We start from the raw sequence: 25,728 nt of genomic DNA, 5'->3' as shown, positions 1-25,728 counted from the left end.
TTGCTATACATTTATGTAAGTATTTTAACGGAGCAATGCATGCTTTCGCGAAAGCGGAAATTAATCAGTATCAACGCTTTGCCAATCTATTATTTTTTTCTAAAATAGATAGAAATAGGCACACCTGAAAAGTCGTAGGCTGCTCTTAATTTATTTTCTAAAAATCGACGATACCCTTCTTTTAAGTATTGCGGTAAATTACAAAATAGTGCAAATTGTGGCTGTGGAGTGGGCAACTGCATACAGTATTTAATTTTTACATATTTTCCTTTAATTGCTGGTGGCGGGAACGCCTCTACTAGTGGCAGAAAGAATTCATTAAGCTCACTTGTCTTGATACGCTTAGTTTTGCTTTCATAAACCTTTACTGCCGTTTCAATAGCTTTAAAAATACGTTGCTTCTCAAGCACAGATATAAAAACAATAGGTACGTCTGTAAAAGGCTCTATTTGAGAGCGAATGTGTTTCTCAAATTCTTTCATCGTGTTGGTCTCTTTAGTAACCAAATCCCATTTATTAACGAGAATAACAATTCCTTTACGGTTGCGTTCTGCAAGCCAAAATATATTTTGCACCTGTCCATCAAAGCCTCTAGTGGCATCAACTATAAGAATCACGACATCTGCATGTTCAATCGCTCTAACAGATCTCATTACTGAGTAAAACTCTAAATCTTCTTTTACTTTTGCTTTACGTCGTATTCCTGCAGTGTCAACTAGATTGAACTCAAATCCAAATCTATTGTACTTTGTGTCCATCGCATCACGTGTGGTACCTGCTATATCTGTTACAATATATCGATCTTCACCTATGAGTGCATTAATGAATGAAGATTTACCTGCATTAGGTCTACCTACTACGGCAAAACGAGGTAAATCTGTCTCTGGCTCTTCTTCTTTTTCTGGCAGTGCCTCTACAACTGCGTCTAGCAAATCACCAGTACCACTTCCATTAGTAGCTGCAATTGTAAAATAGTCTCCTAATCCTAGGTTATAAAACTCAACAGCATCTGCTGCTCGCTTGTTATTATCTACTTTATTAACAGCTAGAAAAATAGGTTTTTGAGTACGTCGTAATAACTTTGCTACGTCCTCATCCATGCCTGTGATACCGTGCTCTACATCTACCATAAATATGATTGCATCTGCCTCATCGATAGCCAGCTCTACTTGTTTGTCAATTTCGGCTTCAAAAACATCGTCACTTCCTAGCACATAGCCACCCGTATCAATCACTGTAAATTCTCGACCGTTCCAATCTGTTTTTCCATAATGGCGATCTCTCGTCACACCACTTACGGCATCTACTATGGCCTCGCGACGTTGTACTAATCGATTAAAAAATGTAGACTTCCCAACATTAGGTCGTCCTACAATAGCTACTATGGTACTCATTATTATTTTTTTAAGGTGTGCAAAGATAGGCTTTTATCGCGCTATATAGTCAAAAACTAAGTCCTGTGATGTCTGTAAATATTTTAGATTTTTATAAAAAACACTAATGAAATTATAAATTAAAACAAAAACAGAGCAGAAAGATTAATTTTGCTGTCTATTTAACTTATGATCATACTACTAGTATTATTAATAGGAGCTATTGCAGCAGCCATAAACACGCTCCCCCCCAGCGCCACAAATCTTGGGGTATTGAAGTATACGGCAGATGGTACTATCTCCAAAGCTATGCAATTTGCATATGGTGCTGCAGTAGGAGAGGTTGTCGTAGCCAGTCTCGCACTAACATTTGGTGTGTTAATTGAAAATCTTTATGAAAACAACCTTTGGATTCAAATAGTCTTTATTATACTTATGATTCTCGTTGGAGTTTATTTCCTTAGAAAGCCTGCTCAAGAGCAAATAAATATATCTTCAACTCAAAGTGTGCGTTTTAGAAATGGATTGCTTTTAGGCACTTTAAATATCCCTATGTTTATCTATTGGACAGCCATTTTGTCCATGCTTTCAAAATATTTGCAAATAAGCGATAACTCACCTTGGCTCGTTATTATACTATTTTTGCTAGGAGTGTTTTTAGGTAAACTTGGTGTTTTATATTTATATGGGAGATTAAGCGACTATATGACATCTAATTTTTCTGCCTTTAAGGGAAAGTTAAATAAAATTATAGGAATAGTATTGCTACTTGCAGCTACCTTTCAGTCCATAAAGCTTATTGTAGATATGAGTTGATTAACCTCATTTATAATATCTCGATTCTAACTACATATCCTTCCCAACTTCGCACATTAAAAACAGTATTATCATCAAATAGTAAATATTGACCTTTTATACCTTTCAACAAACCTTCGTAAGCGGGCGTCTTATCTAGATTTAATGTTTTCAATTTTTCTGGATACTGCAATACAGGAAAGTGTATATGCGTCTCATCATTTTCAATTATAAAGTATTTTTGAGCCTCCTCTGGTATAAATTGTTTAAGATGATCGCGATAAGTTTTTAGATTGAGGTCTTCTATTTCATTTTTGAGCATTTTGCGCCAGTTTGTTTTATCAGCAACGTGTTTTTTTAGAGCTACCTCTGTGATACCGGCTAAGTACCTATTTGGTACTTCAACAATTTCTATTGCCTCATGCGCTCCTTGATCAATCCACCTTGTGGGGACCTGAGATTTACGTGTTACCCCTACCTTTACATTGCTAGAATTTGCTAAGTAAACAATATGTGGTTTTAACTGTACACTTTTCTCATACTCAAGATCGCGATCTTCTTCATCGAGATGAGCTTTTGAGAGCTCTGGCTTCATTATCCAATCTGCAGCCTGAGGAACTTTAAAAAAATCATCATAACAATATCCTTGTCTGTAAATTTTTTTATTCTCACCACAAGCGAGGCATTCGTATTTTAAAAACTCAATATGCACATTTTTATCAATGAGCTGGTTCATTTGAATAAAATCGTCGCCCATTATCAAATAATAATTAATAGGATCTGTATGCTCCGTTTGCATTTTTCTAAGGACGCCTTGATATTGCATTTATGAAAATTTTGGTTTTAAGATGCGAGGAAAAAGGTTAATTTAGCTTTCGCGAAAGCATAATCTTAACATAAAAACTACGGTAAATATAGCAACTTTATGGCGATCCCTTTAGTCCATTCTATAGCTTCTTGGTTTCTCAAAAAGCGTATCCATCAGATGGAGCTTTTTATGAAGTACCCTGCAGAGGTTCAAGAAGAATTGCGCATAAAGCTTCTAGATAAAGCTAAGGATACAGAAATAGGGAGAAAATATGATTTTGCTTCTATTAAAACCTACCGAGAATTTGCCGAAAGGGTGCCTGTCACATCTTACGAAGAAAACCATCAGTTTATTGAACGGAGTCGCCGTGGGGAAGCAAATATTTTATGGCCATCACCTATTAAATGGTTTGCTCAAAGTAGTGGGACAACAAATGCTCGTAGTAAATATATACCTGTTAGTACAGAGTCGCTAGAAGATTGTCATTATGCAGCAAGTAAGGATTTACTATGTATGTATCTTAATAATAATGAAGGGTCTCAATTATTTTCTGGCAAAGGTTTACGACTAGGTGGCAGTAAGAAGTTATATGAAGATAAGGGAACTGTTTATGGTGACCTTTCTGCAATTTTAATTGATAATATGCCTTTTTGGGCAGAATTTAGCAGCACTCCTACTAGTGATGTTTCGCTTCTTGATGATTGGGAAATAAAAATGCAAGCCATCGTAAACGAAACCATACAACAAGATGTAACCAGCCTTGCGGGAGTTCCATCATGGATGCTTGTATTGTTGAATAATGTTTTAGAAACCACAGGTAAAACTAGTTTATTTGAAATCTGGCCTCATCTTGAAGTCTATTTTCATGGTGGCGTAAGTTTTGACCCCTACATTGATCAATACAAGAAGATACTCCCCTCAAACTCATTTAAGTATTACGAAATATATAATGCCTCAGAAGGTTTTTTTGCAATTCAAAATCAAAATGATTCTAAGGAACTATTATTAATGCTCGATTACGGTATTTTTTATGAATTTATACCGATGGATACTTACGGAACTTTAGATGAAAAAGTTATTCCTTTAAATGAAGTAGCATTAGATAAAAATTATGCGGTAATCATCACTACAAACGCTGGGTTATGGAGGTACAAAATAGGAGATACTGTAAGATTTACTTCTCTCAGCCCCTATAAAATTAAAGTAAGCGGCAGAACAAAACATCATATTAATGTTTTTGGGGAAGAACTTATAATTGAAAATGCAGAAAAAGCATTGCAAATAGCATCGCTTGCCACAGGCGCAGAAATAAAAGATTATACTGCTGCTCCTATCTTTATGGAAGGTAGAGAAAAGGGCGCTCATGAGTGGATGATCGAATTTAAAAATGACCCAAAAGACATAACTACTTTTAACCAACAACTCGATCTAGCGCTACAAGAAGTAAACAGTGATTATCAAGCAAAACGTTTTAATAATACTACGCTCAATGCGCCCACAATACATGTAGCGAGAAAGAATCTCTTTTATGACTGGTTAAGTTCAAAAAACAAGTTAGGAGGACAGCATAAAATTCCTAGGCTATCTAATAAAAGAGACTTTATAGAAGATTTAATAAGCTTAGAAAAATCCTAACGCTACTCCCTACATAAAATTAAGTTCATTCTTCATGTAGAATACAGCGTCTCACCGACAAAACAACTCATCTTGTCTAAAAAATTTAAAATTCTTTTAATCAAGTAGTTTAGAGCATTATTTTCGATTGTTGGAGGCTTTAACCAGTCGAATTTATCCCCCATGAAACAACTATCTTTTTACTGCTTATTGAGCCTGTGCTTATTCTCAAGCCTCAATATTTTTTCTCAGAACACAAACACTGTTGTTGATACAGGTTATAGTAAAACAAAAAATGAAAAAGAAGTTTACAGCGACAATGGTTTTAAATTTGAAACCTTTACTACGGGTATAAATACTAAATATGCCGACTATGGAGTAGGTTTTTTTAGAGAAAAATTTATTTCTTTTTCTGCTAGAAAAATAGGTGCTTTAGCCAAAAAAGATCCTAACACAGGCGAACCCTTTACTAAATTATATTGTTCTGATATTACCTACGAATATGATTTAAGAACTCCACAACTATTCTCATCTATACTCAACAAGTATGAAAATTTAGGAAGCGTAACTTTTACAGAGGATGGGAATACTTTATATTTTACTAAGAGTAAGAAGTCTGATAGTCAAAGTTTTGAACTCTATCGCGCAGATATGAATCCAAAAAGAGAGGGTGAATGGATAAATATTGTTTCATTAGCTATTAATGGAGACTTTTCAATTGAAAACCCACATATCTCAAAAAATGGTGATTGGCTATACTTTGCCTCTAACCGCCCAGAAGCTATCGGAGGATTTGATATTTTTAGAATCGCCCTAGAAAAAGATATTTCTATACAAGAAATGGGTCGTTTTAGAAGTCCAGTAGAGCGTGTTGAAGGTAGTGTAAATACTGTTTTAGACGAGAAGTTTCCGCGTACATCTATAGATGGTAAATATTTATATTTCTCGTCAAAAGGTCATGACTCTCAAGGAGGCTTTGATGTATTTAGATCGAGAAAAACAGCTAGAGGTTTTGTCGCTACTAGAAATTTAGGAAATACAATTAACTCTAAAGCAGATGATATCGCATATATTGAAGCCACGCCAACTGTTGGCTATTTAACTTCTAATCGAGAAGGTGGCGAGGGTGGTTATGATATATATAAAGTTAGAGAGTTGCCTGTAAATGTATTTGTTTCAGGAAAAATATATGATAGTGAAACACAAATAGCACTTCAAAACGCAAAAGTTGTACTTATAGACGAGTATGGAGAAGAAGTAGCAAATACTACTTCTACTACAACTGGCGCCTATGAGTTTCCTGTAGATACTTTCTTAAATTATACAGTTATTGTTTATAAAGATGGTTTTGAGCAAGCAACAAGTTCTATAAACACTTCTGCACAAGTAAATAAAACTTTTGTTAATGATATTGCATTAGAAGCAATACCTGCAGCAATTATAGAGAATGAGAAAGAGACTATTATTGAAATAGAAAATATACTTTTTGATACAAACAGTGCAAGGATTAAGCCTATTTCTACTATTACGCTCAATTCAATTGTAGCAACATTAAATAATAACCCTTCTATAAAAATCCACATTAAAGCGCATACAGATATACAAGGTAGTGCTATCTACAACAAAAAACTTTCTATGAGGAGGGCAGCATCTGCATTAAAATATCTCTTTAATAAAGGAATTTCAAAAGAAAGAATGAGTTCTCAAGGATACGGAGAAGAAGAATTACTTATCAAATGTTCACCCTGCTCTGCGGCTCAAAATGAATTAAACAGACGAGTAGAATTTATCGTAATCAAAGAATAGATTCTTAACAATTGTAATAAATCATTGTTAAGGAAACAGCTATCAGTTGGGGGACTGATGGCTGTTTTTTTTGAAGGTCAAACATAACATATTAAGAATTCAAAAGAGGCTTAACTTTTGTTGCTATAAGCTCTAAAGCCTTTTTTAATTTATCATGCGGAATACCAACATCCATTTGAAACGTGACTTTTGAAATTCCTCCTAAAGCCTCGCTATGGTGAAGAATTTTTTTAGCTACATCTTCTGGACTACCTACTAGTAAAGCACCCTGTGGAACGCTGTTTTGAGCATCAAAACTTTGTCTAGTAGGTGCTGGAAATCCTCTTTCTAGACCTATTTTTGTAAATAATTCTTGATATCCTGGAAAGTAGTCTTTGATAGCATCCTCTGTTGTTTCTGCTACATAGCCCAGGGAGTGCAAGCCTACTTTTAAATCTTCTGGACTGTGTCCAGACTTTATGCCTGCTTGTCTATATAAATCTACTAATGGTGCAAATCGATGTGTCTGACCACCTATCACTGCAATCATAAGTGGTAAACCTAACTCACCAGCTCTTACAAATGATTCTGGGGTTCCTCCTACCCCTAACCAAATGGGAAGCTTCTTTTGTAGTGGTCTTGGAAAAACAGGTTGATTATGAAGTGCTGGTCTAAATTTTCCAGACCAAGTTATTATTTCTTGTTCCCTTAACTTTAATAAGAGCTCTAACTTTTCTTTGAAGACAGCATTGTAATCTGCTTGATTAAATCCAAACAATGGAAAAGCATCTGTAAAAGAGCCTCTACCTGCGACAATTTCTGCTCTTCCACCAGAAAGGAGGTCTAACGTAGCATAATTTTGAAAGACTCTCACTGGATCTGCAGCACTTAAAACGGTAACTGCACTTGTAAGTTTAATACGCTTTGTCATAGCGGCTGCAGCCGCCAAGATCATAGCTGGTGATTGATCCAAAAAATCACTTCTGTGATGTTCTCCTATCCCAAAACTATCTATACCTACTTTGTCTGCATGAACAATTCTCTCTATCAATAACCTTAAGGAGTCTGCTGCGCTTTCACTTTTATTTTTGGGTGCTATTGCAAAACTATCTATACCTACTTCCATTTCTCTAGTATCAAGTGATTTAATTTTTAACTCAAAGATAAACTGTATTGATCAAATTTGAGGAGACTACGCTTTCGCGAAAGCGTAACTATTCTCAAACCTATAATTCATCATAAATAGCGATCTTTATCATAATGAACTCACGTAAGAGACTAGATAGAGCCTATAGAGAATCTAAGAGAATAAGATTTTCTGAAAATAAGAAATTGGTCTTTTTTTCAGATTGCCATCGTGGTGACAAGAGCTATGCAGACGATTTTGCTAAGAATGAAAACATCTATTATCATGCTCTACAACACTATTACAATGAAGGGTTTAATTATTTTGAACTAGGGGATGGAGATGAGCTCTGGAAAAATAGCTCTTTTGAAAATATTTTATATTCTCATAAAAATGTATACACTCTTTTTCAGAAATTTCACGAAGAGAATAGGCTGCACCTCATTTGGGGAAATCACGATATGGTGTATCAAAATAAAGCCTATGTAGAAAAACATTTAAGCACTTATTTTGATAAAAAAGACGGCAGAGAAGAAATACTGTTTGAAAATCTTGAATACCATGAAGCTATTTTATTAGAATATCAAAGTACGGGACAAGAAATTTTTTTGTTGCACGGTCATCAAGCAGACTGGATGAACTATCATGCATGGAAGTTAAATAGGCTCTTAGTTAGATTTTTATGGAAACCTCTACAGATTTATGGTATTACGGATCCTACGAGTCCCGCAAAAAATTATAAAGAGCTTATAAAAGTTGAACGTCGTATAAAAAAATGGATAACAGAAAACAACAATATTCTCAAGATCACTGGACATACACATAGGCCTCGTTTTCCAGAGCCTGGTGATATTGCATTTTTTAATGACGGTAGCTGTGTTCACCCCAGAAGTATCACAGGTATTGAAATAGAAAATGGGTGTATATCACTTATAAAATGGAAAATAGCTACTGCTACTAATGGAACTTTAAGGGTGGTTAGAATTATTCTAGAAGGACCTGAAAAATTAGAATCCTACAAAACCACATGATTGTGCTTTACTCCTCTGGAGCTAACCTCGCTTGTAATCCATCCATATCTGGAGCGATATGGATCTGGCAGCCTAACCTACTATTATCCTCAACATAAAAAGCCTCTGCTAGCATAGCATCTTCATCATCACTCATCTCAGGCAACTGGTGGTCACTTTCTATATAGCACTGACAACTTGCACACATAGCCATCCCGCCACATATTCCGATAGTTCCCTCTGGAGCAAGCTCGTATGAACGGACCACTTCCATCAAGTTCATATTCATATCTGTAGGAGCAGAAACGTTATGTGTGACTCCTTCTCTATCTGTAATTACAATCTGTATGTCAGACATAGTTTTTGTATGTAAGCTTTTTGTAATAGTAAAAATTAGTTTATGGCTTTTACAACTGCCTTAGGAGCTTCTTTTTTAGTTCCGTCAAACCCCTCAACACCTCCTACAGTTGTATATTTCATTACATACCTCTTTTCTGGAAAAATACGCTGATAAGCGCTTTGACACATCAATGTTGCCTCATGGAATCCACAAAGTATTAGCTTTAATTTTCCTGGATACGTATTTACGTCTCCTATTGCATAAATACCAGGAATATTAGTTTGATAGTCTAGACTATTATCAACTTTAATAGCATTTTTTTCTATTTCTAGCCCCCAGTCTGCTATGGGTCCAAGCTTGGGTGCAAGTCCGAAAAGTGGTACAAAGTGATCACAGGTAACATTAAACACTTCGGCTCCCTGCTTTATGGAAACACCTTGCACTGAAGACTCTCCTACTACATCTATCACTTCTGCGGGAGTGATAAGTTTTATTTTACCTTGGTTTTTTAGGTCTTGGACTTTCTCTACACTATCCAAGGCTCCTCTAAATTCATTACGACGGTGCACTAAAGTGACTTCACTTGCTATATCTGCTAAGAAAATACTCCAGTCTAATGCACTGTCACCTCCTCCAGAAATAACTACTTTTTTATTGCGATATAATTCAGGGTCTCGAATAATATATTCTACGCCTCGATCTTCAAAATTTTCTAGTCCTGTAATTTTAGGCTTACGAGGCTCAAAACTACCTAGACCACCTGCAATGGCAACCACTGGTGCATGGTGCTTGGTTCCTTTATTTGTCGTAACAATAAAAGTACCATCTTCTAGTTTTTCTATAGTTTGTGCACGCTCACCGAGTGTAAATGTGGGTTGAAATGGCTCTATTTGTTTCATTAAATTATCTACTAAATCTCCCGCTAACACTTCTGGAAAAGCGGGAATATCATAGATAGGTTTTTTAGGGTAGATCTCTGCACACTGGCCTCCAGGCTGTGGTAATGCGTCGATAAGATGGCATTTTAATTTCAATAAGCCAGCTTCAAATACTGTAAAAAGTCCCGTAGGACCAGCTCCAATAATAAGTATATCAGTTTTAATCATAGGTGTTTTGATACAAGATTGATTCGTTTGCTTAGTTTAAAGTAAAATGAATCTGATAAAAGTCTATGGGGTGCATACGGTTTCGCGAAAGCGTATATATTACTATGCCACCACGTTAATTACTTCTTCAATTTGTGGGGCATGCTTTTTTATTGTCATTTCTACGCCACTCTTGAGGGTCATTTGGTTTACAGAGCAACCTACACAAGCGCCTTGTAACTGTACACGTACAATTTTCAGGTCATCTATACCTAATAGCACGATATCGCCACCATCACTCTGTAAGAAAGGTCTTATTTCTTCTAGTGCCGCTTCTACTTTTTCTGTTAATTGCGCCGTTTCCATATTAATTCTTTACGGCAGAACATCCTGCCATTGTCGTTATTTTAATAGCTTCTGTAGCTGGCAGGTCTTTATTACGACGTACTGTCTCCTCTACTACATTTTTTGTAAGCTGGTCAAATGCTTCCATAGTGGGTGTTCCTGCTTGTAACGCTGCAGGGCGACCTACATCACCCGCTTCACGAATGCTTTGCTCAATAGGAATCTCCCCTAAGAAACGTACTCCTAAGTCTTCTGAAAGGTGCTTTGCTCCTTCCTTACCAAAAATATAATATTTGTTATCTGGAAGTTCCTCTGGAGTAAAATATGCCATATTCTCAACTATACCGAGTACAGGTACGTTAATGCTTTCTTGTTGAAACATTGCAACTCCTTTTTTTGCATCTGCGAGTGCAACATTTTGTGGTGTACTTACCACCACAGCTCCGGTTATAGGAAGTGATTGCATAATACTTAAATGTATGTCACCTGTGCCCGGAGGAAGGTCTAATAACAAAAAATCCAACTCTCCCCATGCAGCATCAAAAATCATTTGATTTAGAGCCTTTGCTGCCATAGGACCTCTCCATATAACGGCTTGATCTGGTTTAGTAAAAAAACCAATCGATAAGACTTTGACACCATAACTTTCTATGGGTTTCATTTTTGATTTTCCATCAACATTTACAGAAAGTGGTCGCTCACTTGCTACATCAAACATAATAGGTACAGAAGGTCCATAAATATCTGCATCAAGTATTCCCACTTTAAAACCCATTCTTGCAAGGGTAACAGCAATGTTTGAGGTAACTGTAGATTTACCTACGCCACCCTTTCCAGAAGCAATAGCTACAATATTTTTAATCCCAGGAATTGCTTTTCCTTTTATTTCATTTTTGTCTTCTTTAGTAGGTGCTACTACTTTGAGATTCACTTTTACTTGTGCTTTATCATACACTTTGTCGTGTATTGTTTTAAGGATGTCAACTTCTGCTTTCTTCCGTGCTTGTAGTGTTGGGTTATTAATTGTAATATCTACAATTACTTCATCTCCAAAAACTAAGACATTTGTAACTGCACCACTATCTACCATATTTTCACCGGCACCAGGAGCAGTAATTGTTTTTAAAGCCTCAAGAATATCTTTCTTATGTAATTTCATTCTTTTTTTGCAATTTTTCAGATTCTATTAAATGTATGATTTAGTGCTTTTACACACCAAAAGACCTGCTTTTAATTAGACTGATTCTAAATGCAAAGATACAACTGCCAAGTCATTATCTCCAATGAATCAAAACCCAAATTACTACGCAGTTAAATTTAAAAAATCAATTTATTTAGAATAAATACACCTCTCAAGAATGGAGATCATTCATGATCTATAATTCTATACATGGATCCCAAAAAAACTTATGAAAATCTTCTATTTTATTATTTACAACTTTCAACCCTTCATTCTCTAATAATTGTTGCATCAAGTTTGTTTGTGGGAAATGATGTTTGCCAGTGAGTAATCCTACGCGATTAACAACTCTATGTGCAGGCACTCTTGGGTAATTACTTGCTCCGTTCATTGCCCAACCTACCATCCTGCTACTACGAGATGCTCCAAGATATTTTGCAATTGCCCCATAGGTAGTGACACGTCCGTAAGGTATCTGAGTAGCTACCGCATAGACCCTATGAAAGAAATTCTCTGTTTCGGGTGCATAATTCATTCGTAATAAAAAATTCTTACCACTGTAATTAGCATCAAAATAATCATTAATACAGCCATAAAATAATTAGAATACTTTGCAAAAGACTCGCTACGCTTTTCTATTCTAGCAAAGAAGAGCACATACAAGTAAAGCGTTGTAAAAGTACCTACTGCAGCTGCTAGAACAAACACAGTTATTGCCATTACATCATATTCTACCTTACCACTTACATTTAGAGCAGCGCCTAAAGCACAGAAGTAAGGTATAGGTAATACGTTAAGTGTGGAAATTGCAAGCCCTTTACCAAAACTACGTAATCCTCTTTTTTTAGAAATTTTAACTTTCTTAACGTGACTTTGTTTTGCTTTTAAAAAGAAGAATACCGCCATGATAAGAAAAATCACTAGACCTGTACGGAGCAACATATTTTGCACAAACGGATTCCCAAAAATGTATCTCGCTAACAATACTGCGATAAGCGCTTGAATAACAACGATGACACAGGCACCTATAGCCACAAGCAAACCATTTTTTCTACCATGCTGTACGCATGTCTTTGCGACAGACATATTTATAAGCCCTGGAGGAATGACTCCTGCCAGCGCCGCAAAATAGGTGATTAAAAATAATTTGGTAATTTCCAAATGAAGCTACTTACTTGACCCTAAATTTAATATAAGTAATCGGTTTTCCCTGTGCTAGATACTGTTTTTCATAAAATGTTTGAATTTCAACTACTTCTTTAGGCGAATATTCATTTTTATAAACATTATGATTTGCTTCTATTATCTCATGACCTTCGCCATGTAGAAGACCTAAAGTATAACCGTGCATAAACTCTGAATCTGTCTTCAGGTTTACAAATCCGTCTGGTGTTAAGACTCGTTTGTATTTTTGAAGAAATTCTGAATTAGTCATTCTATGCTTAGTGCGCTTATACTTAATCTGAGGGTCTGGAAAAGTAATCCATATTTCTGATATTTCTGCTTTCGCGAAAGCGTACTCAATTAACTCTATTTGAGTTCTCATAAAGCCTACATTATCCAGTTTTTGTTCTAATGCAGTCTTTGCTCCTCGCCAAAAACGAGCGCCTTTTATATCAATTCCTAAAAAATTCTTTTCAGGGTAAGCCTCTGCGAGACCTACAGAATACTCACCTTTTCCACAACCCAATTCTAAAACAATAGGGTTGTCATTTTTGAAAAAATCTTTATTCCATTTACCTTTAAGAGCAAAAGAGCCATTTACCAGCTCTTCTCGAGAGGGCTGAATTACATTTGAAAAAGTTTCGTTTTCGCGAAAACGCTTAAGTTTATTTTTACTTCCCACTGGTATATTTAATATTTTGGTAAAATTAAGGAAACTTTTACTACGCATTGTTATCACATCTTTGTCAAGTGAATTATAGAAAACACATATTAATTGCACCACTTAACTGGGGATTAGGTCACGCCACACGCTGTATACCTATCATACGATCATTAGTGTCTGAAAATTATAAGGTTACTATAGCCAGTGATGGGCAAGCTCTTGACTTACTAAAAAAAGAATTTCCGTCTGTACCTTTTATCAAACTACCGTCCTATAGAATTACATACGCTATAAAATCTGCTGATTTTAAGAAAAAAATGTTGCGTAATATACCTCAGATACTTCGTGCTATTAAAGAAGAACGTAAAAAGCTAAACTCACTCATTGAGTCTTTAGAAATAGATGCTGTGATTTCTGATAATAGGCTTGGGATGTATACATCTAAAGTCCCTGCAATTTTAATATCTCATCAACTTAATGTTTTAAGTGGTCGCACAACATGGTTTACGACATGGATACACAGATTTTATATTCAAAAGTTTGATGAATGCTGGGTTCCAGATATTTTGGGGGATACTAATCTAAGTGGAGTGTTAGGTCACCCTAAAAAACCTTTAAATATACCCACAAAGTACATAGGTATTCTTAGCAGAATGGAATCTGCTACGGTACCCTATAAATATAAAGTTATCGCAGTACTATCTGGACCTGAGCCACAAAGATCTTTATTAAGGGAATTGCTTTATAGTGAGCTTCGCAAGTTACCTGGAAAGGCTTTGCTAGTAGAGGGTGTCATATCAAGAAGTCAGGAAAGTTCTGTAAAAGGCAATGTTACAATTATTAATTACTTAACATCCACACAACTTGAAAAAGCAATAAATGCAAGTGAATTTGTTATCGCACGTTCTGGCTATACAACTGTAATGGATCTAGCAAGACTACAGAAGAAAGTGTTTTTTATACCAACTCCTGGGCAGCCTGAACAGGAATATCTCGCAATGAGACTCAAAAAATTATGCATTGCACCCTATTCAACCCAAGAAACTTTTAAAATTAAAGACCTAGCTGGACTTAAAGTTTATAAAGGTTTTTCTACTAATTATCAATCAGGGAATTTCAGCAATTTCTTCAGCTTTTTCCATTGTGAAAGAAAACTCAGAACCAACACCAAGTTCGCTCTCTACATAAACCTTTTCTTCATGCGCTTCTATAATGTGTTTTACGATAGACAAACCCAGTCCTGAGCCACCTACTTTTCTATTCCCAGATTTATCTACGCGATAAAATCTCTCAAAAAGTCTAGGTATATTTTCAGTCTCTATCCCCTCTCCATTATCTGTTACTCGTACTAATATTTTATTTTGAATAAGATTCTGTATACTAACTTCTGTAGTACCATCTCGTTTTCCATATTTAATTGAGTTTACAATAAGATTTGTAAGCAATTGCTGTATACGCTCTTGGTCTGCGTTTACCATAATGGGGTTTGTATATTCAACATCAAATGCGAGAGTTATATTACGCTTTGCTGCTTTCATTTCTAGCATTTCAAAAGTGCTGTGCACTAGTGTCACGATGTCAAAATATTCATAATTGAGATTAAGATCTCCTACTTCTAGTTTTGTAATCATATCTAGATCATTCACTAGATATATGAGTCTCTCTACACCTTTATCTGCTCTTTCTAGGTATTTTTTCCGTACGCTCTTATCTTTTATAGCACCATCTAGAAGTGTGAGAATATAACCTTGTACGGTAAACAAAGGTGTTTTAAGTTCATGCGCAACGTTTCCTAAGAAATCTCGCCGGTATTCATCTTGTATGCGCAATGACGCAATTTCAATTTTGCGCTCCCTAGCATAACGTTCCACCTCTTCTGAAAGCGAAGCCATATCTGTGGTAATATTCTCCGGTCTTAAACTAGCATCTTCTAGAAGAGTGACATTATCATAAATTTGCTTTACACGTCTAAAAATAAATATTTGTGTCCTAAAGTGTATCAGAGCAAATGAGAAGAAATAACATAATACGATACCCACTGCAATATACATCCAAGAAGGATCGTCATTTTGTATATATTCTAAAGCAATAATTAATACCGCAAAAAATATTGTAATATATAATGCCGTGATTAGGGCAAAAGAATAAGATTGCTTGAAATCCTTTGCCATTAAACTACAAATTTATACCCTACACCCTTTACTGTTTTAAAAGATTTTTCTCCTATTTTCTCACGTAACTTCCGTATATGGACATCAATAGTACGCCCACCTACAATTACTTCCATCCCCCATACACGATCTAGAATATCTTCTCTAGTAAAAACTTTTCCAGGTTTTGAAGTAAGTAATGATAGTAGCTCAAACTCTTTTCTTGGTAAATTAAGTTCTTCTTTACCTTTATAGACCTTATATTCCTCCCTGTTAATAGTTAGATTTCCAGCTTTTACAATTTGAGAAGGTGATTCTTCATTTTTAAAACGGCGCAGTAAGGCCTTTACTTTACTTATAAGCACTTTTGGCTTTATAGGTTTAGTTATATAATCATCTGCTCCGGCATCAAAACCTGCCACCTGAGAATAGTCTTCACCACGAGCCGTGAAAAACGTGATAACCGTATTTTCTAAATCTGGATTTGATCGAATTATCTCACAAGCTTCAATACCATCCATTTCGGGCATCATCACATCTAAAATTATGAGGTGAGGCTGGTGTTTTTTTGCAAGCTTAACCGCCTCAACTCCATTAGCCCCAGTAATCACTTGATATCCTTCATTTGATAAGTTGTATCCTACAATTTCAATAATATCTGGTTCATCATCTACTAGCAGTATTTTAAGATCTTTCTTTTTCATTATAAAATTGTTTTGGATGCTAGGTAAATATAGCAGTTTTAGGAGATATTAATTTGATGCTGCAATGTATAATGATATTGTATTTTGAATATTAAGCTTGCGTTAAATATTTTCGCTTCCGCGAAATCAAAACAAGACAAATTTGAAAATTTTGTATTTTTAGACCTTAATCTAACTCAATATTATATGAAACAAATTACTCTTTTAATCTTTTCATTTTTAACAACTTGCCTTTCGTACGGACAGGTAGTCATAAATGAAGTAGACTCAGATCAGACTGGTACAGACTCCATGGAATTTGTAGAACTTTTTTCTGAAACTCCAAATCAATCTTTAGATGGTTTAGTGCTAGTGTTGTTTAATGGAAGTAGTGACACAAGCTACAACTCTGTAGATCTTAATGGATTTACTACTGATGAAAATGGTTATTTTCTAATAGGCGGCAATGATGTTGCTACTGCAGATATCACCCTAGGAGCGACTAATATTTTACAAAATGGTGCAGATGCTATTGCAATTTATACAGGTAATGTAGCAGACTACCCTACTGGAACCGCAGTATCAACTACTAATCTTTTAGATGCACTTGTTTATGGAACATCAGACGGTGATGATGCAGGATTACTCGATGGACTGGGTGAAACCACTCAATATGATGAAAACGAAAATTCTTTAAAAGACTCACAGTCACTACAGTTAGTAGATGGTGTTTTTTGCGCCTCCACACCTACACCAAGAGCTACAAATGTTTGTGCAGTAGCGACTTCTACAGAAGTAGCCACTATAGCTGAACTTAGAGCAGGGACAGTAGGTGAAAGTTACACTTTGACTGGTGAAGCATTATTAACCTATCAGCAAGATTTTAGAGGTCAGAAATATATTGAAGACAATACAGCTGCAATTCTTATTGATGATAATTCTGGCGTAATTACTACTACTTACACTATAGGGGATGGGATTACTGGGATCACGGGAGTCCTAGGTAGTTTTGATGGCGCTTTACAATTTGTTCCATCAGAAGATTCTGGTGCTGCCACTTCAACTGGAAATACAATTACGGCACAAGTAGTTACTGCAGATATGCTTAACGCAAATCCCGCAGATTATGAGTCTGAGTATGTTCAATTAACGTCTACAACAGTGGATAATACAAACAGTACTACTTGGGATAATGGAGTTGAGTATCCTCTTACTACAGCAAATGGAGGCTATATTTTTAGAGCTGCATTTTTTAATGTAGACTACATCGGGACAACTGTCCCTGGAACGGCAGATATTTCTGGAATTATCACAAAAGACAATAGTATCTCATATATAACAGCTAGGAATGCGGCAGATATCAATGTTCTTTCTGCTGGATGCCCATTATCACTAGAGACAGCTATTTTTGAATGTACAAGTGAAACTACTGGTACAGATGGCACCACGATTTCTATTCCATTTTCTGGAGGAGCAAACGGGGTGACTTATACATTAGGAACATCGGCTGGTACTGTAGATGGAGACAACCCCTCTAGTGTGGAAACTGGTACGATTATTATTACTGGTGTAGATGAGGGCACTACTATTACTTTTACAGTAGTTAGTGATTCTTGTGATTTAAGTCAAGACCTAACCACTCCTGCTTGCGAACCACTTCCAGAAGCTGCAAATATTGCTGAGTTGAGAGCTTATGACCTAGGGACAGAAGTGATACTTACTGGAGAAGCAGTACTTACTTTTCAACGATCAAGCAGAAATCAAAAATATATAGAAGACGCTACCGCTGCAATTCTTATAGACGATAGCGCAGAAACAATTACTACTACGTATAATCTTGGAGACGGTATTACTGGAATAACTGGGACTTTAGGGGAGTTTAGAGGAGTACTGCAATTTGTTCCTAGTGAGGACCCTGGTACTGCAACATCAACAGAAAATGCAATAGTAGCACAAGTTGTAACGCTTGCAGAACTCACTGCTAATGGTGAAGATTATGAGTCTGAATATGTAGAAGTAATGGAAGCTACAATTGATAATGGCGGATCTACAGATTGGGCAGCTGGACAAAATTATACAATTACTGCAGGTGGAGATACGTTTATCCTACGTACAAACTTCGGTGGAGCAGATTACATTGGCACTACGATACCAACAGTAGCTACTAATATATCTGGAGTTTTAGGAGAATTTAATGGCACATATCAATTACAACCTCGTTTTCTTGCTGACTTTGAAGAGTTCATGTCTGTGGGAGAAAACAACGCTTTAGTTGTAAGCATCTATCCTAACCCAGCGACTAGTTTCATAAATGTAACAACTAGCACTCCTGGAGAGAAGTCAGTTGCTATTTATGAGATTTCTGGTAAAAAAGTAATTGATACTGTAACTGCACAACCTATAAGTGTCGCAAACCTCTCCGCAGGTATTTATTTAGTAAAGGTTTCAGAAGCAAATCGCTCTATGACTTCAAAGCTTATTATTAAATAAATTTTTTTATATATTTATAAGTAAGCGCCCTCTTATGAGGGCGCTTTTCTTTTTTACCTTTGCACCAAAGATTAACTAATGAACCACAATGCTATTTTTGATATTAGAAATGATGACGACTTTGAACGTGAAGCGTTGAGGATTTTTCAATATCAATTTGAGCACAACAAGGTTTATCGTTCATTTTGCGATCTTTTGTACAAACACCCAAGTGAGATTAAACATTCAAGTGATATCCCATTTTTACCTATTCAGTTTTTTAAGTCGCATAGGATTCTAACAGAGCAGATCTCTTCTGAAATCACTTTTTGTAGTAGCGGCACTACTGGCGCTATCACTAGCAAACATCATGTTGCAGATCTTAGTCTCTATGAGAAAAGTTTTAGAAACGCTTTCGCGAAAGCGTATACAGATCCAAAAGATATTGCTATTTTAGCTTTACTTCCATCTTATCTTGAACGCTCAGGATCTTCTCTTATCTACATGGCTCAAGATCTTATAAGATCTAGCAATCACCCAAAAAGTGGTTTTTATCTTCACAACTATGAAGAATTAAAAGACACGTTAGAAAATCTCGAAAAGAAAGGTCAGAAAACATTATTAATTGGAGTTTCTTTTGCGTTACTTGATCTAGTAGAGAAATACCCATTTAATTTGAAACATACCATAGTTATGGAAACTGGCGGTATGAAAGGAAGACGCAAAGAACTTATAAGACAAGAACTGCATTCAATTTTAGCAAGAGGTTTTGGAGTGGACCATATACATAGCGAATATGGAATGACAGAGCTTTTAAGTCAAGCGTATTCTCATGGTAATGGAATCTTTAATACTCCCCCTTGGATGAAAGTGTACTCAAGAGATACAGAAGATGCCTTAACTATTCTAGATTCACAAAAGAGTGGCGGTCTTAATATAATTGATCTTGCCAATGTGTACTCTTGTTCCTTTATTGCTACCCAAGATCTAGGTAAAGTGTATGCCGATGGACGCTTTGAAGTTTTAGGTAGGTTTGATAATTCTGATATAAGAGGCTGCAATTTAATGGCTTTGTAGAAGTGTAAGGCTTCTTCAAAATTTTAAACAAACAACCCTTAAACCTTAGTGCTTATCAATTGTCAAAGAAATAAGATGACATCATTTGTTATTCTTAATTCTTTAAAAATATACAGCAAAAAATTCTATAAGAATATTAAATATTTATAAAGAATCTACTCCATATGTGTGTAAGGAATAGAAAATAAAAACGACTTCATAAGTGATTGGTTAGTTAGTTAGAAAACTCTAGTGTCTTTTTTGAGATGCTGGAGTTTTCATTTTTTTTATGAAGTCGTTAGACTTATATTGCTCTTATAATAAAATAGGTTTTTTTACCACGCTGTAACAAAACAAACGTACCGTTAATAAGGTCACTGCTTTGAATCGTATAGGCTTCAGTTACTTTTTCTTTATTTAAAGAAATAGAATTTTCTTTAAGTGCACGTCTTGCCTCACCATTAGATTTTAAAAATCCTGTTTTTTCTGCAAGGGCTGCTACCATATCAAGTCCAGCCTCAATTTCTGTTTTTGCAACTTCAGCTTGAGGTACGCCCTCAAATACATCTAAAAAGGTTTCTCTATCAAGTTTTTTTAAATCTACGCCTGTACTTTTACCGAAGAGTATATTAGATGCAGTAATGGCATTTTCTAGAGCATCTTGACCGTGTACAGTTAATGTCACCTCCTCTGCAAGTTTCTTTTGCAATCCTCTTTGATGTGGTACTTCTCTGTGAGAATCTACAAGCGTATTAATTTCATCTTGAGTTAAAAAAGTGAAAATTTTAATATATTTCTCAGCATCATCATCGCTTGTATTAAGCCAGTATTGATAAAACTTATAAGGCGAGGTACGGTTTGCGTCTAACCAAACATTGCCACCTTCACTTTTTCCAAATTTACTACCATCAGACTTGGTTATTAAAGGGCACGTGAGTGCATACCCTTTACCACCACCTATGCGGCGTATCAATTCTGTCCCTGTTGTAATATTACCCCATTGGTCACTCCCTCCCATTTGTAGTGAGCAATTGTTATTCTGATACAAATGCAAGAAATCATATCCTTGTACTAATTGGTATGTAAACTCTGTAAAAGACATGCCATCTACGTCTTCACCTTTAAGTCTGTTTTTTACAGAATCTTTGGCCATCATGTAATTTACAGTAATATGCTTCCCTACATCACGTATAAAATCAAGGAATGAAAAATGTTTCATCCAATCATAGTTATTCACCATGACTGCCTCATTATCTGCTCCAGAAGAGAAATCTAAAAATTGAGATAGTTGTTTACGGACACATTCTTGATTGTGGCGTAATGTTTTTTCATCTAATAAATTACGCTCTGAAGACTTACCAGAAGGATCTCCTATCATTCCTGTTGCACCACCTACAAGAGCTACTGGTTTGTGTCCACTTCTTTGAAAATGAGCAAGAAGCATAATAGGCACAAGATTTCCTATGTGTAAAGAATCTGCCGTAGGGTCAAAACCTACGTATGCAGCTCGCATTGCCTCCATAAGGTGTTCTTCAGTTTGTGGCATTGCATCGTGCACCATCCCTCGCCATTGTAATTCTTTTACAAAATTCTTAATCATCTCATATGTATTTGTGGAGTCGCAAATATAAAAATAAGCGAGCAAGGCTCACCTAAATATTTAAAAAGTGTTAGTGTATCTCGCTCTAAAAATTAAAATTTCGATTTAGCATCAATCTGAAGTGATCTTGTATATTTACATAATGATATTAGTTACCGGCAGTACAGGGCTTGTAGGAAGACATCTAATCCTAGCACTTATTCAAAATAAGCAAGAAGTACGCGCTTTGTATCGTAGTGAAGACCGAAAAAATGAGGTAGAGCGCTTTTACGCTTTCGCGAAAGCAGAATCACTAATACAATTTATCGATTGGAAGCAAGGAGACATTAACAATATACCACGATTAGAAGAGGTCTTTAGCGGGGTTACCCATGTATACCATTGCGCAGCTGCTATCTCTTTTGATCCGTATCAATTTAAAAACCTTACAAAAGTAAACATTGAAGGAACAGCTAATGTAGTTAACCTATGTTTAAACTATAAGGTCAAAAAACTAATACACCTAAGTTCTATAGCTACACTTGCCAAAACACCTAACAATCCTATTGATGAAAGCAATCACTGGGACCCTAATGCGCGTGTATCTGTATACGCACTAACCAAGTATGGAGCCGAAATGGAAGTTTGGAGAGGTACCGAAGAAGGACTCGATGCTATCATTTTTAATCCTGGGATTATACTAGGTGAAGGGGATTACAATAGCGGCAGCGGTGTCTTATTTAAGAGAGTATGGGATGAGAAGAAGTATTACATAAAAGGCGCTACAGCAACAATAGACGTTAAAGATCTAGTAAACTTGATGATTAGTGGGATGCAATCATCTATAAAACAAGAAAGATTTATTGCCATTAGTAATAATATTTCTTACAAAAAATTACTCATCGCCATAGCTAAGTCTTTGGACAAAAAACCTCCAAGAATCCCTTTAAATAAATGGATTCTTAAGATTACCGTCTTCCTTGATTTTGTGGTAGGTTTATTTATAAGAAGTCGAAAAATCACTCGGGTAGGAATAATATCATTACAACACACAACAAAGTATTCTAATACTAAAATTAAAAAGGAATTCAGTATAACACTAACTCCTATTGATCAAACATTGGTTCGTATTGCAAAACATTTTAAACGGAATCACGCTTAAGCTTCAATTCTTTTACACGCTTCTTTTTTAAAGACTTAGATACATCTAGAATGGGCCCCTTAAAAATCACAGGCCTGCTGGTATCAAGAAGAGTCTCTTTTCTAAGTTTTTGATTCAATTTATTTAAAGAATCTCGTTCCTTACGTTCTATTTGATATAAAGAATCTTTTATTTTATATTCTGCATCAAATCTATCTAAAACTCTTGTATTCATCGCTTTAAATGCATCTGTTTTGGTAGCATAATATGCCATATTCTGAGCAAGTGTTACACTATCTATCTTGAATTTATCAAAAATATAAGTCTCAGGATTTATTCCTGTCTGAATCATTAAACCAGTATTGTAACCTCTAGCAGCCTTAAGAAGAATAGACTCATAGAGTATTTCTTCCATTTGCGCTTTAGTCAAAGTAATTTCTGGTTTCTTAGGATCTTCAATTTCTTGACAGCTAAAAAAAAGAGTTAGTGCAAGAAAAAATAATGTATGTTTTACAAATCTCATTATCTATCAAAAGTTAATCGCTCTCCATATAGGCCTTCCTTTATCTCAAAGTTTTCATAGGCTAAATGACCATTTACAAAAGTATGTGTAATGCATGACTTAAACGTAGCTCCTTCAAACGGAGACCAGCCACATTTATATAAAATATTGCTTTTTTCAACCTCCCACGGGGAATCTAAGTCTATCAGTACAATATCTGCTTTATAGCCTTCCCTTATATACCCACGTTTTGCAACCTCAAATAAAATTGCTGGATTATGACACATTTTTTCAACGATCTTTTCGAGTGATATTTTACCTTGATGATAAAATTCTAACATTGCTGGAAGTGCGTGTTGCACTAGTGGCCCTCCACTAGGTGCCTGTGTGTAAACGTTTTGCTTCTCCTCAAGTGTATGAGGGGCATGATCTGTAGCGATGACATCTAACCTATCATCTAATAATGCCTGAAAAATAATCTCTCTGTCTTCTTTCGTTTTAACAGCTGGATTCCATTTAATGAATGTTCCTTTATCCTTATAATCCTGATCTGAAAACCACAAATGGTGAATACAAACCTCTGCTGTTATTTTTTTCTCTTTTAAAGGAATAGAGTTATCAAATTGCAATGCCTCCTTTCCCGTTGAAATATGGAAGACATGAAGGCGGGCACCTGTTTTTTTTGCCAAAGCAATAGCTCTTGATGAAGAAATATAACAAGCTTCTTCACTGCGAATAATCGGATGAAGTTCAATGGGAATGTCATCTCCATATTTTTCTTTGTAAGTAGCTAAATTATTTTTGATGGTATCCTCATCTTCACAATGAGTAGAAATTACCAAATCTGTAGCCTTAAAAATTTTTTCTAAAACTTCTTCATTGTCTACCAGCATGTTTCCAGTAGAGCTTCCCAAGAAAAGCTTAAGGCCAGCTACTTTTGTTTTATCAATCTTTAAAATTTCATCAAGGTTATCATTTGTACCCCCAAACATAAAAGAATAGTTTGCCGCAGAAGTTTTTGATGCAATTTCAAATTTATCCTCTAGTAAATCTATAGTTGTCGCTTGTGGACTGGTGTTAGGCATCTCAATAAATGAAGTTATACCTCCCGCAACTGCAGCACGGGACTCTGTAGCTATTGTTGCTTTATGAGTGAGTCCTGGCTCTCTAAAATGTACTTGATCATCTATAATTCCAGGAAAAAGATGCTTCCCTTTTCCGTCATATACGCTAATATCTTGAGATTCTAATTTTATGTCTGGAGCAACTTTAGTAATAATCCCATCTTCAATAAGCACGTCACTGTATCTTATAATTCCTTCATTTACTACTTGCGCCCCTTTAATTAATATCTTCTTCATTACTTATTTTTAAATAGATGTTGTAATCGCATTTTTATAACTCCAAAAATAGCTTCAGAAATAATACCTGAGCTCATTTTACTCTCCCCTTTGGTTCTATCTGTAAATATTACAGGCACCTCGACAATTTTAAAACCTTCAAGATAGGCTTTATATTTCATCTCAATTTGAAATGCATAACCAACAAATTTAATTTTTTTGAGATCAATTGCCTCTAATACAGATCTTCTATAGCAAATAAACCCGGCTGTAGTGTCATGAAATGGCATTCTCGTTATTAAGCGAACGTACCTAGAAGCTCCCCAAGACAATAATACTCTACCCATTGGCCAGTTTACAACATTCACTCCTGTGACATATCTAGAACCAACAGATAGGTCCGCTCCATCTTTTGCGCAAGCATTATATAGACGTATGAGGTCATTAGGGTTATGAGAAAAATCTGCATCCATCTCAAATACATATTCATAATGTTGCTGCAAAGACCATTTAAATCCAGCTATATAAGCAGTGCCTAACCCCTCTTTCTTAATTCTTTTAAGTAAAAAAAGCTTATTTGGGTATTCTTTCTGTAATTTTTCGATTGTTTCAGCTGTGCCATCTGGAGAATTGTCATCTACAATTAAAATATGAAATGCACGCTGTAATGTAAATATGTTGCGCACTAATCGCTCTATATTTTCGATTTCGTTGTATGTAGGAATGATAACTACGGCGTTTGCCATAAAAATACTTTCTAGCAAAGGTACTTATTTTAAAAAGGTAGATCCATCTACAAGATCTCATTTACCATAATTTATACTATTTTTAAAGATTTAAAATATCTTACACTATTGGACACAATTATTAGAGATTTCCCTTATCAAAATTGGATCACAATTATATTTGTTGTCTGTCTGATTAGTCTTGCTGTCGCAAAATCTTTTTATTACCAGCAGTTTGTTGATTTTATAAATTTACGTGGTGCAGATAGGTATATTTCTAATCGAACTAGAGGGAGCTTTTTCTTTGAGCCCTTGCAACTTGTACTCCTTATCATACAGTGCACTGGAATCTCACTACTCATTTTTACAGCTTATTGTATTTACTATGAGGTTGAATTTAGGGATAACATAAAGGTTTTTGGACTTGTGTTGCTTGGATACTCTTTATTTGAAGTTTTTAAGTTCTTAGTAGAAAGATTTATTAGTTATGCACTACGTTTTTACAACAGAATTCAACCATTTTTATATAAGCGCTTAAATTTAAAAAATGCATTGGGCCTTTTTGCATTATGCTGCAGTCTTGTTTTTGCATATCATCAAGATATAAATCATCAAATTGTATACATAATCCTTAGTAGTATTGTGTTTATATATTTTATTTATCAATTATGGCTGCTACGATTATACAGAGATGATTTTATTCGCTTTCCGTTTTATTTTATTTTGTATTTTTGCACTCTCGAAATTGCACCCTACTTCATTTTGTATAAGTTCATTGCAAATGGTTAGAGGTC

Annotated in this window: 24 protein-coding genes and 1 pseudogene; 9 read left to right on the top strand and 16 right to left on the bottom strand. The window is 35.5% G+C overall.

Features of this window, described 5'->3' with window-relative positions; genetic code table 11:
- Nucleotides 1–89: 89 nt before the first annotated feature.
- A complete protein-coding gene (der, locus tag OD90_RS10400; RefSeq protein ID WP_144669105.1) occupies nt 90–1,394 on the bottom strand; it encodes a ribosome biogenesis GTPase Der in 1,305 nt (434 codons plus the stop codon).
- A 168-nt stretch (nt 1,395–1,562) separates the two neighbouring features.
- On the opposite strand from der, the gene OD90_RS10395 reads away from it, so the two are divergent.
- Entirely contained in the window at nt 1,563–2,189 is a 627-nt protein-coding gene (locus OD90_RS10395; RefSeq protein ID WP_144669104.1) for a hypothetical protein, read from the top strand.
- A gap of 10 nt (nt 2,190–2,199) precedes the next feature.
- Here OD90_RS10395 and OD90_RS10390 read toward each other — a convergent pair whose 3' ends face one another.
- Nucleotides 2,200–2,994: a DUF2797 domain-containing protein gene (locus OD90_RS10390; RefSeq protein ID WP_144669103.1), complete on the bottom strand. Its 795-nt coding sequence runs from the start codon at nt 2,992–2,994 to the stop codon at nt 2,200–2,202.
- 99 nt (nt 2,995–3,093) lie between these two features.
- On the opposite strand from OD90_RS10390, the gene OD90_RS10385 reads away from it, so the two are divergent.
- Entirely contained in the window at nt 3,094–4,611 is a 1,518-nt protein-coding gene (locus OD90_RS10385) for a GH3 auxin-responsive promoter family protein (protein ID WP_144669102.1), read from the top strand.
- A gap of 162 nt (nt 4,612–4,773) precedes the next feature.
- On the top strand, nt 4,774–6,396 hold the full coding sequence (locus tag OD90_RS10380) for an OmpA family protein (RefSeq protein ID WP_144669101.1): 1,623 nt from the start codon (nt 4,774–4,776) through the stop codon (nt 6,394–6,396).
- A 91-nt stretch (nt 6,397–6,487) separates the two neighbouring features.
- On the opposite strand, the gene OD90_RS10375 is transcribed toward OD90_RS10380, so the two are convergent.
- Nucleotides 6,488–7,501, bottom strand: coding sequence for an LLM class flavin-dependent oxidoreductase (locus OD90_RS10375; protein ID WP_144669100.1), 1,014 nt, complete (start codon nt 7,499–7,501; stop codon nt 6,488–6,490).
- Nucleotides 7,502–7,635: 134 nt separating this feature from the next.
- Here OD90_RS10375 and OD90_RS10370 point away from each other — a divergent pair, with 134 nt between their 5' ends.
- Nucleotides 7,636–8,532 carry a metallophosphoesterase gene (locus OD90_RS10370; protein WP_144669099.1) on the top strand — a complete coding sequence of 299 codons (897 nt, stop codon included), beginning with the start codon at nt 7,636–7,638 and terminating at the stop codon, nt 8,530–8,532.
- A 7-nt stretch (nt 8,533–8,539) separates the two neighbouring features.
- Here OD90_RS10370 and OD90_RS10365 read toward each other — a convergent pair whose 3' ends face one another.
- From OD90_RS10365 to trmB, 7 genes are all read right to left on the bottom strand, one after another.
- On the bottom strand, nt 8,540–8,869 hold the full coding sequence (locus OD90_RS10365) for a 2Fe-2S iron-sulfur cluster-binding protein (RefSeq protein WP_144669098.1): 330 nt from the start codon (nt 8,867–8,869) through the stop codon (nt 8,540–8,542).
- Between the two features lie 35 nt (nt 8,870–8,904).
- Nucleotides 8,905–9,957 (bottom strand): NAD(P)/FAD-dependent oxidoreductase, encoded by a 1,053-nt coding sequence (locus OD90_RS10360; RefSeq protein ID WP_144669097.1) that lies wholly within the window; start codon nt 9,955–9,957, stop codon nt 8,905–8,907.
- A gap of 102 nt (nt 9,958–10,059) precedes the next feature.
- Nucleotides 10,060–10,302 (bottom strand): NifU family protein, encoded by a 243-nt coding sequence (locus tag OD90_RS10355; protein WP_144669096.1) that lies wholly within the window; start codon nt 10,300–10,302, stop codon nt 10,060–10,062.
- 1 nt (nt 10,303) lies between these two features.
- Entirely contained in the window at nt 10,304–11,440 is a 1,137-nt protein-coding gene (locus OD90_RS10350; RefSeq protein ID WP_144669095.1) for an Mrp/NBP35 family ATP-binding protein, read from the bottom strand.
- Between the two features lie 217 nt (nt 11,441–11,657).
- Entirely contained in the window at nt 11,658–11,996 is a 339-nt protein-coding gene (locus OD90_RS10345; protein ID WP_144669094.1) for an MGMT family protein, read from the bottom strand.
- Complete coding sequence (locus OD90_RS10340) at nt 11,993–12,622, bottom strand: LysE family translocator (protein ID WP_144669093.1); 630 nt, start codon at nt 12,620–12,622, stop codon at nt 11,993–11,995. Before OD90_RS10340 ends, OD90_RS10345 begins: the two co-directional genes overlap by 4 nt.
- Nucleotides 12,623–12,632: 10 nt before the next feature.
- Nucleotides 12,633–13,307 (bottom strand): tRNA (guanosine(46)-N7)-methyltransferase TrmB, encoded by a 675-nt coding sequence (gene trmB / locus OD90_RS10335; protein ID WP_144669693.1) that lies wholly within the window; start codon nt 13,305–13,307, stop codon nt 12,633–12,635.
- 68 nt (nt 13,308–13,375) lie between these two features.
- On the opposite strand from trmB, the pseudogene OD90_RS10330 reads away from it, so the two are divergent.
- Nucleotides 13,376–14,341: pseudogene (locus OD90_RS10330) on the top strand (glycosyltransferase family protein); the annotation flags it as partial.
- A 54-nt stretch (nt 14,342–14,395) separates the two neighbouring features.
- On the opposite strand, the gene OD90_RS10325 reads toward OD90_RS10330, so the two are convergent.
- Nucleotides 14,396–15,460 (bottom strand): sensor histidine kinase, encoded by a 1,065-nt coding sequence (locus tag OD90_RS10325; RefSeq protein ID WP_144669092.1) that lies wholly within the window; start codon nt 15,458–15,460, stop codon nt 14,396–14,398.
- Nucleotides 15,460–16,143, bottom strand: a complete 684-nt coding sequence (locus tag OD90_RS10320; RefSeq protein WP_144669091.1) for a response regulator transcription factor — start codon at nt 16,141–16,143, stop codon at nt 15,460–15,462. The genes OD90_RS10325 and OD90_RS10320 overlap by 1 nt, the downstream gene beginning before the upstream one ends.
- 186 nt (nt 16,144–16,329) lie before the next feature.
- Between OD90_RS10320 and OD90_RS10315 the strand changes: the two genes are divergently transcribed.
- Complete coding sequence (locus OD90_RS10315) at nt 16,330–18,612, top strand: DUF5689 domain-containing protein (RefSeq protein ID WP_144669090.1); 2,283 nt, start codon at nt 16,330–16,332, stop codon at nt 18,610–18,612.
- Between the two features lie 78 nt (nt 18,613–18,690).
- Nucleotides 18,691–19,668, top strand: a complete 978-nt coding sequence (locus tag OD90_RS10310; RefSeq protein WP_144669089.1) for an acyl transferase — start codon at nt 18,691–18,693, stop codon at nt 19,666–19,668.
- 283 nt (nt 19,669–19,951) lie between these two features.
- On the opposite strand, the gene tyrS is transcribed toward OD90_RS10310, so the two are convergent.
- A complete protein-coding gene (gene tyrS, locus OD90_RS10305) occupies nt 19,952–21,247 on the bottom strand; it encodes a tyrosine--tRNA ligase (RefSeq protein WP_144669088.1) in 1,296 nt (431 codons plus the stop codon).
- Between the two features lie 142 nt (nt 21,248–21,389).
- Here tyrS and OD90_RS10300 point away from each other — a divergent pair, with 142 nt between their 5' ends.
- Nucleotides 21,390–22,388, top strand: a complete 999-nt coding sequence (locus OD90_RS10300) for an NAD-dependent epimerase/dehydratase family protein (protein ID WP_144669087.1) — start codon at nt 21,390–21,392, stop codon at nt 22,386–22,388.
- On the opposite strand, the gene OD90_RS10295 is transcribed toward OD90_RS10300, so the two are convergent.
- Genes OD90_RS10295 through OD90_RS10285 form a run of 3 tightly spaced genes read right to left on the bottom strand, consistent with a single transcriptional unit; the run spans nt 22,369 to nt 24,955 of the window.
- Nucleotides 22,369–22,890 carry a DUF4296 domain-containing protein gene (locus tag OD90_RS10295; protein ID WP_144669086.1) on the bottom strand — a complete coding sequence of 174 codons (522 nt, stop codon included), beginning with the start codon at nt 22,888–22,890 and terminating at the stop codon, nt 22,369–22,371. The two genes, OD90_RS10300 and OD90_RS10295, sit on opposite strands and share 20 nt — an antisense overlap.
- Entirely contained in the window at nt 22,890–24,230 is a 1,341-nt protein-coding gene (locus OD90_RS10290; RefSeq protein ID WP_144669085.1) for a dihydroorotase, read from the bottom strand. The genes OD90_RS10295 and OD90_RS10290 overlap by 1 nt, the downstream gene beginning before the upstream one ends.
- Complete coding sequence (locus OD90_RS10285) at nt 24,230–24,955, bottom strand: polyprenol monophosphomannose synthase (protein ID WP_144669084.1); 726 nt, start codon at nt 24,953–24,955, stop codon at nt 24,230–24,232. The genes OD90_RS10290 and OD90_RS10285 overlap by 1 nt, the downstream gene beginning before the upstream one ends.
- A gap of 108 nt (nt 24,956–25,063) precedes the next feature.
- Between OD90_RS10285 and OD90_RS13305 the strand changes: the two genes are divergently transcribed.
- Nucleotides 25,064–25,723, top strand: coding sequence for a DUF4271 domain-containing protein (locus tag OD90_RS13305; protein ID WP_186434749.1), 660 nt, complete (start codon nt 25,064–25,066; stop codon nt 25,721–25,723).
- Nucleotides 25,724–25,728: the final 5 nt, after the last annotated feature.

Source organism: Dokdonia sp. Hel_I_53 (assembly GCF_007827465.1).
Classification (GTDB): Bacteria; Bacteroidota; Bacteroidia; order Flavobacteriales; family Flavobacteriaceae; genus Dokdonia.
Note: the sequence above shows the minus strand (reverse complement) of the source record. Positions and strands in the feature narration are given on the sequence as shown.